The organism is Micromonospora sp. NPDC048871, assembly GCF_043198155.1.
Classification (GTDB): Bacteria; Actinomycetota; Actinomycetes; order Mycobacteriales; family Micromonosporaceae; genus Micromonospora.
The window spans coordinates 65,242-78,828 of the sequence record NZ_JBICUM010000003.1 but is presented as its reverse complement, the minus strand read 5'-3'; the positions used below and the strand labels follow the sequence as shown (position 1 = coordinate 78,828).

Annotated in this window: 8 protein-coding genes; 5 read left to right on the top strand and 3 right to left on the bottom strand. The window is 70.5% G+C overall.

The window, feature by feature from the left end; genetic code table 11:
* Positions 1-74: 74 nt before the first annotated feature.
* The gene (locus tag ACGFIK_RS09220; protein WP_393338635.1) at positions 75-1,124 is read left to right on the top strand and encodes a hypothetical protein; all 1,050 of its coding nucleotides are present in this window, start codon (positions 75-77) and stop codon (positions 1,122-1,124) included.
* A gap of 89 nt (positions 1,125-1,213) precedes the next feature.
* On the opposite strand, the gene ACGFIK_RS09215 is transcribed toward ACGFIK_RS09220, so the two are convergent.
* A complete protein-coding gene (locus ACGFIK_RS09215; protein ID WP_327023282.1) occupies positions 1,214-3,310 on the bottom strand; it encodes a S9 family peptidase in 2,097 nt (698 codons plus the stop codon).
* 81 nt (positions 3,311-3,391) lie between these two features.
* Here ACGFIK_RS09215 and ACGFIK_RS09210 point away from each other — a divergent pair, with 81 nt between their 5' ends.
* Positions 3,392-4,738, top strand: a complete 1,347-nt coding sequence (locus tag ACGFIK_RS09210; RefSeq protein ID WP_393338632.1) for an FAD-binding oxidoreductase — start codon at positions 3,392-3,394, stop codon at positions 4,736-4,738.
* Between the two features lie 23 nt (positions 4,739-4,761).
* Here the strand turns inward: ACGFIK_RS09210 and ACGFIK_RS09205 are convergent, their stop codons facing one another.
* Positions 4,762-6,816, bottom strand: coding sequence for a SpoIIE family protein phosphatase (locus tag ACGFIK_RS09205; protein WP_393338630.1), 2,055 nt, complete (start codon positions 6,814-6,816; stop codon positions 4,762-4,764).
* 154 nt (positions 6,817-6,970) lie between these two features.
* Between ACGFIK_RS09205 and ACGFIK_RS09200 the strand changes: the two genes are divergently transcribed.
* Positions 6,971-11,065 (top strand): HAMP domain-containing protein, encoded by a 4,095-nt coding sequence (locus ACGFIK_RS09200; RefSeq protein ID WP_393338627.1) that lies wholly within the window; start codon positions 6,971-6,973, stop codon positions 11,063-11,065.
* Positions 11,062-11,625 carry a response regulator gene (locus tag ACGFIK_RS09195; RefSeq protein ID WP_327023278.1) on the top strand — a complete coding sequence of 188 codons (564 nt, stop codon included), beginning with the start codon at positions 11,062-11,064 and terminating at the stop codon, positions 11,623-11,625. Before ACGFIK_RS09200 ends, ACGFIK_RS09195 begins: the two co-directional genes overlap by 4 nt.
* A 120-nt stretch (positions 11,626-11,745) precedes the next feature.
* Here the strand turns inward: ACGFIK_RS09195 and ACGFIK_RS09190 are convergent, their stop codons facing one another.
* Positions 11,746-12,081 (bottom strand): STAS domain-containing protein, encoded by a 336-nt coding sequence (locus ACGFIK_RS09190; RefSeq protein ID WP_327023277.1) that lies wholly within the window; start codon positions 12,079-12,081, stop codon positions 11,746-11,748.
* A gap of 139 nt (positions 12,082-12,220) precedes the next feature.
* Here ACGFIK_RS09190 and hemL point away from each other — a divergent pair, with 139 nt between their 5' ends.
* Positions 12,221-13,558, top strand: coding sequence for a glutamate-1-semialdehyde 2,1-aminomutase (gene hemL, locus ACGFIK_RS09185; RefSeq protein WP_327023276.1), 1,338 nt, complete (start codon positions 12,221-12,223; stop codon positions 13,556-13,558).
* The last annotated feature ends 29 nt before the right edge of the window (positions 13,559-13,587 follow it).

The window sequence follows — 13,587 nt, the reverse complement described above, 5'->3', positions numbered from 1 at the left end:
ACCGACTGGGGTATGCCCGGCCCTACCTGAACCATCCACCATGTCGGCCCGTTGGTGACGGCATGTGGATACGGATGCAGGAACTGCCCACAGAGTCGTCCCCCGGGTTGCTCGACGCGCAACGAGCCCTGGACCGGGATCTCCGGCTCGCGGTGGAGAACGATCGCGCGAGTCGCGGGACCGATCGTGGCCCGGCCGACGGCCCGCCGCAGCTGAGCGAACGTCAGATCAAGAAGGTCCGTGACCTCGCTGCGAGCCGGGTCGACGATCACCTGAAGGGCGGCCGGTCAGGCTGGCTGGACGTTGCCGTGCAACGGTTTCTGCGCCTGTTCCGCCGCTTCGAGATCAGCGAGTCGGCGCCGAAGCCCCGACTGGCCCCTGCGGCAGGGCAGGCCGGTGCCGGGGGACAGAACCCGCAGGCGTCGGATGATCATGCGCGGGGGGTCGGGTCCAGTGAGCCGATGCGCGGGTCTGAGCAATCCGCGGCGAACCGACCGGGCGGTGGGACGCAAAGCTCCCAGCCACCCGCACCCGGTAAGGACGAGTCGCCCCCCGCGCCTAGTCAGCCGGCACCGGAACCCCGGAAGCCCATCACCGATGCGCAGGTGGAGAGCTGGAAAGCGACCCTCAACGAGGAGGAGAACCTGCTCCAGCACGAGAAGGAACGACTACAGCAGGCCATCGCCGCCGCGTACCTCGTCTCCGGCGACCCTGACCTGCAGAGACTCTACGAGGATCCCCGGCAGATGCAGGATGTCGCGAGAATGGTCGCGCTGGCCGACTGGGTCGCCGACCGGTACGACAGGAGCCCTCGCCCCGACGAGCAACAGGAGGCCACGCACACCCCGTCCGCGAGCGCTCGAACGACACCTGTGCGGACGTACGACGACGACCATCCGGCGGTGAGCCCGCCGGGGACTCCTGCCCGGACGTCCGTCGCCGGACAGCAGGTGGCGGAGCGGGCCGCGCGGCCAGAGCGGGTCCCGTCCGGTAATCCACACCTCGCGAGCCTCACCAGCTCGCACAGCCCGACTCGGCCGGCGGGAAGCCCGCCCCCACGACCGGCGACTCCTTATTCCCCCCGGCCGGACCGTACGTCAGGTCAGGGCAGGGGGCGCAGATGAGCTTCTCTCCGGCAGGCCCCGGAGGGTGGCGGCGCGGCGCCGGCAGCGGGTGAGCGGCCGGCGCCGCAGAGAGAGGGCTACGGGACCGGTCAGGCGCGACCCAGGCGGTCCAGGGTCCAGGCGTTGATGAACGCCTCCTCCCGCCAGGCGTCGTAGCGTCCACTGGGGCCGCCGTGCCCGGCCTCCATCTCGGTCTTGAGCAGGTAGTCACCCTGGGGGGCCACGGTGCGGAGCCGGGCGATCCACTTCGCCGGCTCGTGGTAGAACACCCGGGTGTCGTTCAGGCTGGTCATCGCGAGGATCGCCGGATAGTCCAGGGGCGCCACATTCTCGTACGGGGTGTACGACTTCATGTAGGCGTACACCTCCGGGTCGGCCAGCGGGTTGCCCCACTCCTCCCACTCGGTGACGGTCAACGGCAGCGAGGGGTCGAGGATCGTGTTGAGGGCGTCCACGAAGGGCACCTGCGCGACGATGCCGGCGAAGGCGTCCGGGGCCAGGTTGGCGACCGCGCCCATCAGCAGGCCCCCGGCCGAGCCGCCCCGCGCGACCAGCCGGTCCGGTGCGGTCCAGCCGGCCTTGGCCAGGTGCCGGGCGCAGGCTACGAAGTCGGTGAAGGTGTTCTTCTTGGCCAGCATCTTGCCGTGGTCGTACCAGCGTCGGCCCAGTTCACCGCCGCCCCGGATGTGGGCCACCGCGAAGATCACCCCACGGTCCAGCAGGGACAACCGGGCTACCGAGAACCAGGGGTCCATGCTGGCCTCGTACGACCCGTAGCCGTAGAGGACGCAGGGGGCCGAGCCGTCGCGGGGGGTGTCCCGACGGTAGACCAGGGAGATCGGCACCCGGGTGCCGTCGTCGGCCAGGGCCCACTCCCGCTGCTGCTCGTAGTCCTCCGGCTGGTAGGGCCGTCCGTCCGGGCCGGGCAGCACCGGACGGCGCCGCAGCAGGGTCAGCTCCTGGGTGGCCAGGTCGTAGTCGTACACCGAGTCGGGGATGAGCAACGAGGTGTAGCGCAGCCGGAGCCGGCTCGTGCGGTACTCCGGGTTGCCGTCCAGAGCCACGGTGTGCAGCGGTTCCGGGAACTCGATGTCGTGGGCCTCGCCGCCGTCCAGCGGCACCACCCGTAGGCCGGTCAGGCCGTTGCTGCGCAGAGTGATCACCAGGTGGTCGGCGAAGGCGTCGACCGATTCCAGCCGGGTGCCGGGGGAGTGCTCGATCATGGGCACCCAGTCGCCCGGGGCGTCCGCCGAGGTGTACGCCAGGGCGAAGTCCTCGGCGCCGTCGTTGTGCAGGATCAGGAACCGGTGCCCGTGGTGCTCCACGGAGTACTCGACGCCCTGCCGACGGGGGGCGATCACCGCGGGTTCACCGGTCGGGTTGTCGGCCGGGATGACCCGTACCTCGCTGGTGATCTTGCTGGCGATGTCGATCAGGATGAACCGCTCCGAGCGGGTCAACTCGACCCCCACCCAGAACCGTTCGTCCTCCTCGGCGTGCACGACGACGTCGTCGGCGGCGGCCGTACCGATGAGGTGGCGCCAGACCCGGTGCGGCCGCCAGGCCTCGTCCACGGTCACGTAGAACAGCACCGAGGCGTCGGCCGACCAGGCCGTGCCGTAGAAGGTGCCCGGGATCTCGTCGGGCAGCAGTTCCCCGGTGGTGAGGTCCTTGATCCGCAGGGTGTACCGCTCGTCGCCGGAGAAGTCCGTGGAATAGGCCAGGAAGCGCCCCTCGGGGCTGACGTCGAAGGCACCCAGGGCGAAGAAGTCGTGCCCTTCGGCCAACAGGTTGCCGTCCAGCAGGATCTCCTCACCCTCCAGCGGGGCACCGTCGGCGCTGATCGGGGGGGTGGTCTCGCCGTCGCGGACGGCCCGCCGGCAGTGCACGCCGTACTGCCGGCCCTCCTCGGTGCGGGTGTAGTACCAGTACCCGCCCTTTCGGGTCGGTACCGACAGGTCGGTCTCCTGGGTGCGCCGACGGATCTCCTCGAACAGTTCGGTACGCAGCCCGGACAGGTGGGCCGTGCGCTGCTCGGTCCAGGTGTTCTCGGCCTCGAGGTAGGCGATCGTGTCCGGGTCGTCCTTAGCGGCCAGCCAGGCGTACTCGTCGACGACGGTGTCGCCGTGGTGGACTCGCTCGGTGGGAACCCGCTTAGCCACGGGTGCGGGGGTCTCGGTGGTCACGGCGTCACGTTACCGGCCCTGCTCCGCTCCCGTACGTAGCAAAGACCTACCGAATCGTTCGAACAGATGTACGATCGCGGCATGGTGCCAGCACGTTCCACCGGCGGTTCCGGTGCCCTGGACATCGCCCGCCGCCTGACCGAGATCTGCGGTCCCCGCTTCGCCCGGTTCGCCGGCCCGGCCGACGAGGTGGCCGGGCGCCCGGCCCGCTGGGTGGCCGTGCCCGGCGATGCCGAGGCGGCCGCCCGGGTGCTCCAGCTTGCCGCACGACACGACCTGGCCGTGGTCCCGCGCGGCGCGGGGACCAAGATCGACTGGGGTGCCCCGCCGGAGCGGTTGGACATCATGCTGGACACCGGGCGACTGGCCGGCATCGGGCACCGGCCGCCCGGCCAGCGCACCGCCGAGGTCGGCGCCGGCACCCCCCTGCGCGCGGTCCAGGCCACCCTGGAACGCACCGGTCAACGCCTGGCGGTGGACGCCCCCTCGCCCGGTGCCACCGTGGGTGGGGTGCTCGCCGCCGACGAGGCAGGTCCGCTGCGGCACCGGCACGGCACCGCCTGCGACCAACTCGTCAGCCTGCGTTACCTGGCCGCCGACGGGCAGTTGACCGAGGTCGACGGCGGGGCCGCCGGGCTGGCCCAGGCCCGGCTGCTGTGCGGCTCGGAAGGGGCCCTCGGCGTGCTGGTCAGCGCAACCCTGCGGGTGCAGGCCCTGCCGGCCAGCCGGGTCTGGGTGACCCGACCGGTGTGGACCCCCCTGGAGGTGCACGACCTGATCCGGGCGGTGCTCGCCGCCCGCCTGGAACCGGCCGCGATCGAGCTGGACCTGCCGGCCGGGGGCAGGGACCGCCCACAGTGGGACCCTAGGACCGCCGCGATGGCCCGCCATCCCTCCATGACCGGTCGGTCCCCGGCCAGCCCGGGAGGAGCCGGGTCGCTGGTGGTGCTGCTGGAGGGCGGCCCCTCCGAGGTGGCGGAGCGGAGCGACCGGATGGTCTCCCTGCTCGGTGCCCGCACCACCGTGGCCCGGTCGGCTCCCGCCTGGTGGCGCAGCTATCCCTTCGCCCCGGGCGACACCGCCCTGCGGCTGGAGGTGCCCATCACCGATCTGCACGCGGCGGTGTACGCGCTGCGTGACGCGGCCGGGGCGCCGATTCCGGTCCGTGGCTCGGCCGGTCTGGGGGTGGTGCACGCCGCCCTGCCCGGGGTGCTGCCACCCGACCGGGTGGCGGCGATCCTGGCCGCCGTCCGCAGTGTGCTCCTGGCCCGTCAGGGCCGCTGCGTGGTGCTCTCCGCACCACCGGCCGTCCGGCGGGCGGTCGACCTCTGGGGCGAACTGGTCGGCCTGGCTCGGCTCCGCGCGGTCAAACAACACCTTGACCCGGCCCACCGGCTGGCTCCCGGCCGACTGCCCGGTGGCCTCTGAGCACCGCCCAGGGCGGCTTCGAATCAGCCGGCGTCGTTGCGCAGGACGAAAATGGCGATGTCGTCGCGGGGCTCCTCCACGGAAAAGTTGATCGCGGTGGCGCGCAGTCGGGCCGCCACCACGTCGGCGGGGTAGCCGGCCAGCGGGGTGGCGGCGTCGCGCAGCCGGCCGATGCCGAACAGCTCCCGACCGCGACGACGCTCGGTCACCCCGTCGGTGTAGAAGACCAGGCAGTCACCGGGGCCCAGGGTGAGCTCCGAGGATGGTGAGCTGATCGTGTCCAGCAGGCCCAGGGCGGTGCCACCGCTGCCGACGAAGGTGGCCGGCCCCCCGCCGGAACGCAGCAGCAACGGTCGATCGTGCCCGGCCAGGTGCAGCCCGACATCCAGCCGGCCGTCCTCGCCGGGCGCGACCACGGCCAGGGCCAGGGTGCAGTACCGGCCGGCCCCCCGCTGCACCAGGGTCTCATTGAGCCTGGGCAGCAACTCCGGCAGCGGCTTCCCGTCACCGGCCAGCACCCGGATCACATCCCGGACCAGCCCGGTCACCGTAGCGGCCTGCACCCCCTTGCCGGAGACGTCGCCGATCACCACCAGCCAGCACCCGTCCGGCAGCGGCACCACGTCGTAGAAATCCCCGCCGACGTCGGCGTCCCCGCCGGTCGGGACGTACTCGGCGGCGAAACCGATGCCCTCCACCACCGGCAGCACCGGCGGCAGCAGGGACTGTTGCAGAGCCTGGGCTATCCGCCGCCGTTCGGCGTGGATGCGGGCGTTCTCGATGGCCAGCGCGGCCCGTCGGGCCACATCCTCCAGCACGGCGATCTCGTCCGGGTCGTGCCGGTGCCGCTGGTGTCGCCCCACGGCCAGGGTGCCGAGGCGCTGACCCCGGGCGATCAGGGGTACGGCGAAACCCTCCATCGGCACCCCCAGCGGGGTCTGGGTGCCGTTGCGGCTGGCCTCCCGCAGCCGGGCCTGGACGGAGTCCGGACCGGTCTGCCGCAGGATCGCGTGCAACTGCGGCAGCATCGCCTCGTCGGCGTGGGTGGCGGCGGCCAGGCGCAGCCGACCCCACTCGTCGGTGGTGTGCACCGCGCACCACTGACCGAGTCGGGGCACCACCAACTGCGGGACGAGGGCCATGGTCAGCTCCACGTCCAGGGACTGGGCTAGCAGCTCGCTGGCCTCGGCGAGGAAGGTGAGCCAGGCCTGTCGGCGTACGTCCGCGCGGCGCAGCCGGTCGTTCTCCAGGTGCAGCGAGAGCCGCTCGGCGGTCAACACCGCCAGCGGGCGGGCGTACGCGGTGGGCGCGGCATCAAGTTCCAGTTCCCCGGCGTACGGGCGGTGCACCGCCAACGGCACCCGGAGCAGGTCGTGACCGGTCCTGGGTGGGCGGCCGTAGCGGGCCAGCACCTGAGGTCCCTGCCCGTCCCCACGATCCAGCCGGACCACCCCTCCGGCGGCACCGACCATCTCCGCCACCCGGGTCAGCAGGTTCGTGGCGAAGTCGGGCAGCGGATCCTCGGCGTAGGGATCCGGCAGGGTCTGCATCAGCAGACTCATCGCCCCGGCGCTGGGGGCGGTGGTCGCTTCGGTGCCGGCCGGGTCGCCCTCCGTGGTCGTGGCGCCGTCCTCCGGATGGTGCCGGTCCAGCCGGAACCACACCCCCTTGCCGCTGGGCAGGTAGGTGGTGCCCCAGCGGCTGGCGAAGTGATCGACCAGCAGCAGTCCCCGGCCGCGTTCGGCCACCTCGGTGATCTCCGTTGCCGCGTTGCGTCCCCCGACCGTCAGGTCGTCCACCGGGCCGGCGGCGAAGTCGGAGACCGTCACGGTCAGCCCGGTGGCGTCCGCGCTCACCTCGACGTCCAGTTCGGTACGGGCGTGCTCGACGGCGTTCGTGGACAGCTCCGTGGTCAGCAGCAGCGCCTCGTTGAGCAGTTCGTCCAGGCTCGCCTCGGCCAGCACGGAGCGTACGACCGCTCTTGCGGCTGCCGGGGTACGTCGGTCAGCCGGCAGCCGGACACGTCGCACATGCTCCTTCGGGCCGCCGGTCGCCGCGGGCCCCGCCTCCGCTGCCACCCTCGTATCCTCCACGGACACCGGTGGTGTGCCAAACCGATCGGGGTTGGCGTCGGCGACCCGGGCCGCGTTGTGTCGTGGCGGTTTCGAGCTCACGGGGACAATGATGGGGTGGCCGGCGCAGGCCGGTGGACCCCGAGGTGAGCGAGGAACGATGACCACGGCGAAACAGTCGGCGACCGCGGAGATGAGCGTCGCCGACCACGAGGCGGTCCTCACCGAGCTGGCGGAGGCGCTGCGCCGAGTACGCGGCGGTGACCTGAAGGTCCGGCTTCCCCGGCGCTCCGGCGCGGCCGGGGAGGTGGCGGACGCCTTCAACGACGTGGTGTCGCTCCAGGAGCGACAGCATCTGGATCTACGGCGGATCAGCCGGGTGGTCGGTCGGGACGGCCGGCTGACCGAGCGGCTGGACGAGGAGGGGTTGGACGGCTCGTGGGCGGAGGGCCAGCGGGCGGTCAACTCGTTGATCGACGACCTGGGTCGGCCCACCACGGAGATCGCCCGGGTCATCGTCGCGGTCGCCGACGGTGACCTCTCGCAGCACATGGCGTTGGAGATCGACGGCCGTCCCCTGCGCGGTGAGTACCTGCGCATCGGCCGCACGGTCAACACCATGGTCGATCAGCTCTCCTCCTTCTCCAACGAGGTGACCCGGGTGGCCCGGGAGGTGGGCACCGAGGGCAAGCTGGGCGGCCAGGCCGATGTGCGGGGGGTCGCCGGCACCTGGAAGGACCTCACCGACTCGGTGAACACCATGGCCTCGAACCTCACCGGGCAGGTGCGGTCGATCTCCCAGGTGGCCACGGCGGTCGCCAAGGGTGACCTGAGCCAGAAGATCACGGTGAGCGCCCGGGGCGAGGTCGCCGAGCTGGCCGACACCATGAACTCGCTGACGGACACCCTGCGTCTCTTCGCCGAGCAGGTGACCCGGGTGGCCCGGGAGGTGGGCACCGAGGGCAAGCTGGGTGGTCAGGCCGAGGTGCCCAACGTGGCCGGCACCTGGAAGGACCTGACCGACAGCGTCAACTCGATGGCCTCCAACCTGACCGCTCAGGTGCGCAACATCGCCCAGGTCTCCACGGCGGTGGCCCGGGGTGACCTGTCCCAGAAGATCACCGTGGCGGCGCAGGGCGAGATCCTGGAGCTGAAGGACACCGTCAACACGATGGTGGATCAGTTGTCCTCGTTCGCGGATGAGGTGACCCGGGTGGCCCGTGAGGTGGGCACCGAGGGCAAGCTCGGTGGCCAGGCCCAGGTACGCGGGGTCTCCGGCACCTGGCGGGACCTCACCGAGAACGTCAACCAGTTGGCCGGCAACCTGACCAGCCAGGTGCGCAACATCTCCCAGGTGTCCACCGCGGTGGCCAAGGGTGACCTTTCCCAGAAGATCACCGTGGATGCCCGTGGCGAGATTCTGGAGCTGAAGGACACCGTCAACACGATGGTGGATCAGTTGTCCTCGTTCGCGGATGAGGTGACCCGGGTGGCCCGGGAGGTGGGTACCGAGGGCAAGTTGGGTGGTCAGGCCCAGGTGAAGGGGGTCTCCGGCACCTGGCGGGATCTGACCGACAATGTGAACTCGATGGCCTCCAACCTGACCAGTCAGGTGCGCAACATCGCCTCGGTCACCACCGCGGTCGCCAAGGGTGACCTGTCGCAGAAGATCACCGTGGACGCGCGCGGCGAGATCCTGGAGTTGAAGAACACCGTCAACACGATGGTGGATCAGTTGTCCTCGTTCGCGGATGAGGTGACCCGGGTGGCCCGTGAGGTGGGCACCGAGGGCAAGCTCGGCGGTCAGGCCCAGGTACGCGGAGTGGCCGGCACCTGGCGGGACCTGACGGACAACGTGAACTCGATGGCCTCGAACCTGACCAGCCAGGTGCGCAACATCGCTCAGGTCTCGACCGCCGTGGCCAAGGGTGACCTGTCGCAGAAGATCACCGTGGATGCCCAGGGCGAGATTCTGGAGTTGAAGAACACCGTCAACACGATGGTGGATCAGTTGTCCTCCTTCGCCGACGAGGTGACCCGGGTGGCCCGGGAGGTCGGCATCGAAGGCAAGTTGGGTGGTCAGGCCCAGGTGAAGGGGGTCTCCGGCACCTGGCGGGACCTGACCGAGAACGTCAACCAGCTCGCCTCCACCCTGACCACCCAGCTGCGGGCGATCGCCCAGGTGTCGACCTCGGTGACCCGGGGCGACCTGACCCAGCGAATCGCGGTGAAGGCGCAGGGCGAGGTCGCCGAGCTGAAGGACAACATCAACCAGATGATCGTCACCCTGCGGGAGACCACCCACAAGAACGCCGAGCAGGGCTGGCTGGACTCCAACCTGGCCCGCATCGGCGGCCTCTTGCAGGGCCAGCGCGACCTCGGCGAGGTCTGCCGGATGATCATGATGGAGGTGACTCCGCTGGTCGACGCCCAGCTAGGGGCATTCTTCCTGGCGGACAACTCCGAGGGGGTGATGCGGCTTCGGCTGACCGCCTCGTACGGCTATGTGTCCCGAGGTCACGAGGTCACCTTCGGCCCCGGCGAAGGGCTGGTCGGGCAGACCGCCCTCTCCCGCCGCACGATCCGGGTCGGTGCCGTGCCGGACGGCCGGATCACCCTGCGCTCCGGGCTGGCCGACACCCCGCCGGCCGACCTGGTCGTGCTGCCGGTCCTCTTCGAGGGCGAACTGCTCGGGGTGATCGAGTTCGCCAGCGTCACCCCCTTCTCCGAGCTGCACCTGTCCTTCCTGGAGCGGCTGGTGGCCACCATCGGCATCGCGGTCAACACCATCCAGGCCAACCGGCGTACGGAGGAACTGCTAGCCCAGTCGCAGCGGCTGGCCCACGAGTTGCAGGAACAGTCCGCGGAGTTGCAGCGCACCAACGCCGAACTGGAGGAGAAGGCGACCCTGCTGTCGGAGCAGAAGGGCAACATCGAGACCAAGAACCGGGAGATCGAGTTGGCCCGGCTCGGTCTGGAGGAGAAGGCGCAGCAGCTCACCCGGGCCTCGGCGTACAAGTCGGAGTTCCTGGCGAACATGAGCCACGAGCTGCGTACCCCGCTGAACTCGCTGCTGCTGCTGGCGCGGCTGCTGGCGGAGAACTCGGAGCGCAACCTGACCCCTAAGCAGATCGAATTCGCCCGTACGATCCACGGCTCCGGGTCGGATCTGCTGCGCCTGATCGACGACATCCTCGACCTGTCCAAGATCGAGGCAGGGCGGATGGACGTGGAGCCGACCGAGGTCCGGTTCGCGGAGATCCGTGGCTACGTCGAGCAGGCCTTCGCCCCGCAGGCCGAGGAGAAGGGCCTGGAATTCCAGGTACAGGTCGGCGAGGATCTGCCACCTGCGGTGATCACCGACGCCCAGCGACTCCAGCAGATCCTGCGCAACCTGCTGTCCAACGCGGTGAAGTTCACCGACAACGGCGCGGTCACCCTGCGCATCTCCCGGGCACCGGAGCAGGCGGTCTTCGACGTACCGGCGCTGACCAACGCCCGTCAGGTGATCGCCTTCACGGTGATCGACACCGGCATCGGCATCTCCGACGACAAGCTCTCCCTGATCTTCGAGGCCTTCCAGCAGGCGGACGGCACCACCAGCCGTCGCTACGGGGGCACCGGCCTGGGGTTGTCCATCAGCCGGGACCTGGCCCGGCTGATCGGCGGCACGATCACCGTCAGCTCCGTACCCGGTCAGGGCTCGACCTTCACCCTCTACCTGCCCGACGTGCTGGCCCCGGACGCCGTGGTGGCCCCGGCGCCGCCCTCCCCGCAACGGGCCGGCCTGCCCTCGTCGTTGCTGATGCCGCCGGTGGAGTTGCTGCCACCGCAGCCCGAGGCGCCGAAGACCCGCCAACTGGACGGGGCCACCGTGCTGATCGTCGACGACGACGTACGCAACGTGTTCGCCCTGACCAGCGCGCTGGAACTGCACGGCATGACGGTGCTGTACGCCGACAACGGCAGCGACGGGGTACGCCTGCTGGCCGAGCACCCGGAGGTCGACATCGTCCTGATGGATGCCATGATGCCTGACCAGGACGGGTACGAGACGACCCGGCAGATCCGGCGTAACCACCGGTTCGCGGACCTGCCGATCGTCTTCCTGACCGCCAAGGCGATGCCCGGTGACCGGGAGTCGGCGATCGCGGCGGGGGCCAGCGACTACATCACCAAGCCGGTCGACCTGGACGAGCTGATCGAGCTGATGGGCTCCTGGATCAGTGGCAGCCGCACCGAGGAGGGCTCGTGACGCAGGTGGCGAAGGCGCTACTGGTCGATGACCGCCGGGAGAACCTGCTGGCCCTGGAGGCGATCCTCCAGGGGCTGCAGGTGCAGTCCGTGGCGGTGGAGAGCGGCGAAGCGGCCCTCAAGCAACTGCTGGTCGACGATTTCGCGGTGATCCTGCTGGACGCCCAGATGCCGGACATGGACGGCTTCGAGACGGCCAGCCACATCAAGCGGCGGGAACGCACCCGGCACGTACCGATCATCTTCCTGACCGCCGCCGACCGGGACGCCCAACTGGCCTTGCGCGGCTATGCGGTCGGCGCGGTGGACTACCTGACCAAGCCCTTCGACCCCTGGGTGCTGCGGGCCAAGGTCTCCGTCTTCGTGGAACTGTGGACCAAGACCCGCCAGTTGGCCGCCCAGTCGGAGATGGTCCGCGAGCGCGACGCCCAGTGGCGCCTGCTCACCGACGCCGTGGACGAGGCCACCACCCTCCTCCGCACCGCCACCGACACCCCCGAAGCTGTCGCCCAAGCCCTGACCACCCTCGAACAAGCCCGCTGGGGCCCCACCCCCGACTAACCCCACCCCCCAGCCCAATTGTCACGTTGATCATGAGGTTAGCGGCAGATTGAAGATCAAAAAGTGCCGCCAACCTCATGATCAACCCGCCGGATGGGGGTGGGGTGGGGTGGGGTGGGGTTAGGGGGTGGGGGCGTCGTTGCGGATCATCAGGGCGCTGCGGAGGCCGGTGATGTCCAGGACGCGGAGCAGGAACTCGCCGACGTTGGTCAGCATGAGCAGGCTCTGGGCGTGACTGGCCTTGCGGCTGAGTACGACGAGGGTGCCGAGGCCCTGGGAGTCGCAGAAGGTGACCTCACCCAGGTCGAGCACGATCCGGGGCGGCGGCTCGGCGAGGACCTCGTTGACGACGGTCGACAGTTGGGCGGCCGTGAGCATGTCGATCTCACCGGCAAGGCGCAACACTGCTTCGTCGCCCGCTCGATATACGGTGATGGACAGTTCGGCACGATCCACCGGGTCAGCCTATCGCGATCTCGCCCCTTCGGCCTTCCGAGGCGAGCCGGCCCGGGGTGACCTTTCGCAGGTGAGCCTGGTAACCCCGATCCGGGGTACCTGCCGGTGCTCCGATCGGCGCTGACACAATGGCGACATCGTGACCGAGGTGACTTCCGCCGGATCCGACCGCTACCCGGTCGACGCTCCGGCCTCAGCGGCCCTGTTCGACCGCGCTCGCGCCATCGTGCCGGGCGGGGTGAATTCACCTGTGCGTGCCTTCCAGGCCGTCGGTGGGACCCCCCGCTTCATGGTTCGTGGTGAGGGCCCCTGGCTGTACGACGCCGATGACCGGCGCTACGTCGACCTGGTGTGCTCGTGGGGGCCGTTGATCCTGGGCCACGCGCATCCCGAGGTGGTCGCGGCGGTCCAGGCCGCCGCCGCCAAGGGCACCAGCTTCGGTACGCCGACCCCCGGTGAGGTGGACCTGGCCGCCGAGATCGTCGCGCGGACCCCGGTCGAGCAGGTCCGACTGGTCAACTCGGGCACCGAGGCGACCATGTCGGCGATCCGGTTGGCCCGTGGGTACACCGGCCGGTCGAAGATCATCAAGTTCGCCGGCTGCTACCACGGTCATGTGGATGCGCTGCTGGCCGCCGCCGGGTCCGGCGTGGCCACCCTGGGCCTGCCCGACTCGCCCGGCGTCACCGGCGCCGCGGCCAGCGAGACGATCGTGCTGCCGTACAACGACATCGCCGCGGTCGAGGAGGCCTTCGCCGCCGAGGGCCAGCACATCGCCGCCGTGATCACCGAGGCGGCGGCGGGCAACATGGGGGTGGTCGCCCCCCGGGACGGCTTCAACGAGCAGTTGGCGCGGATCGCCCACGCCAACGGTGCGCTGCTGATCATCGACGAGGTGATGACCGGGTTCCGGGTCTCCCGCGCCGGGTGGCACGGCCTCGACCCGGTGGAGGCGGACCTGTGGACGTACGGCAAGGTCATGGGTGGTGGGCTGCCCGCTGCGGCCTTCGGCGGGCGCGCGGAGATCATGGCGCGACTGGCCCCGGCCGGCCCGGTCTACCAGGCCGGCACCCTCTCCGGTAACCCGCTGGCCTGCGCGGCCGGGCTGACCACCCTGCGGTTGGCCGACGAGGCGCTCTACCGCAAGCTGGACGAGACCGCCGCCGTCGTGGGCAAGCTCGCCACGGAGGCCCTGACCGCCGCCGGTGTCCCGCACCGGCTGTCGTACGCGGGCAGCATGTTCTCGATCTTCTTCACGGACGCCGACGTGGTCGACTACGACAGCGCCCGCACCCAGCAGGTGCCCGCGTTCAAGGCGTTTTTCCACGCGATGCTCGCCGCCGGGGTGTACCTGCCGCCGAGCGCGTTCGAATCCTGGTTCGTGTCGGCGGCGATCGACGACGCCGCCCTGGAACAGATCGCCGCCGCCCTGCCGGTGGCGGCCAATGCAGCGGCAGCGGCGGGCACAGGGGGGTAAGCACGTGAGCGCGAGGAGTGAGCCGGTTT

Excerpts from the sequence above, each read along its gene's own strand:
- ACGFIK_RS09220 (WP_393338635.1), top strand. The coding sequence starts at position 75 with ATGCAGGAACTGCCCACAGAGTCGTCCCCCGGGTTGCTCGACGCGCAA.
- ACGFIK_RS09210 (WP_393338632.1), top strand. The coding sequence starts at position 3,392 with ATGGTGCCAGCACGTTCCACCGGCGGTTCCGGTGCCCTGGACATCGCC.
- ACGFIK_RS09200 (WP_393338627.1), top strand. The coding sequence starts at position 6,971 with ATGACCACGGCGAAACAGTCGGCGACCGCGGAGATGAGCGTCGCCGAC.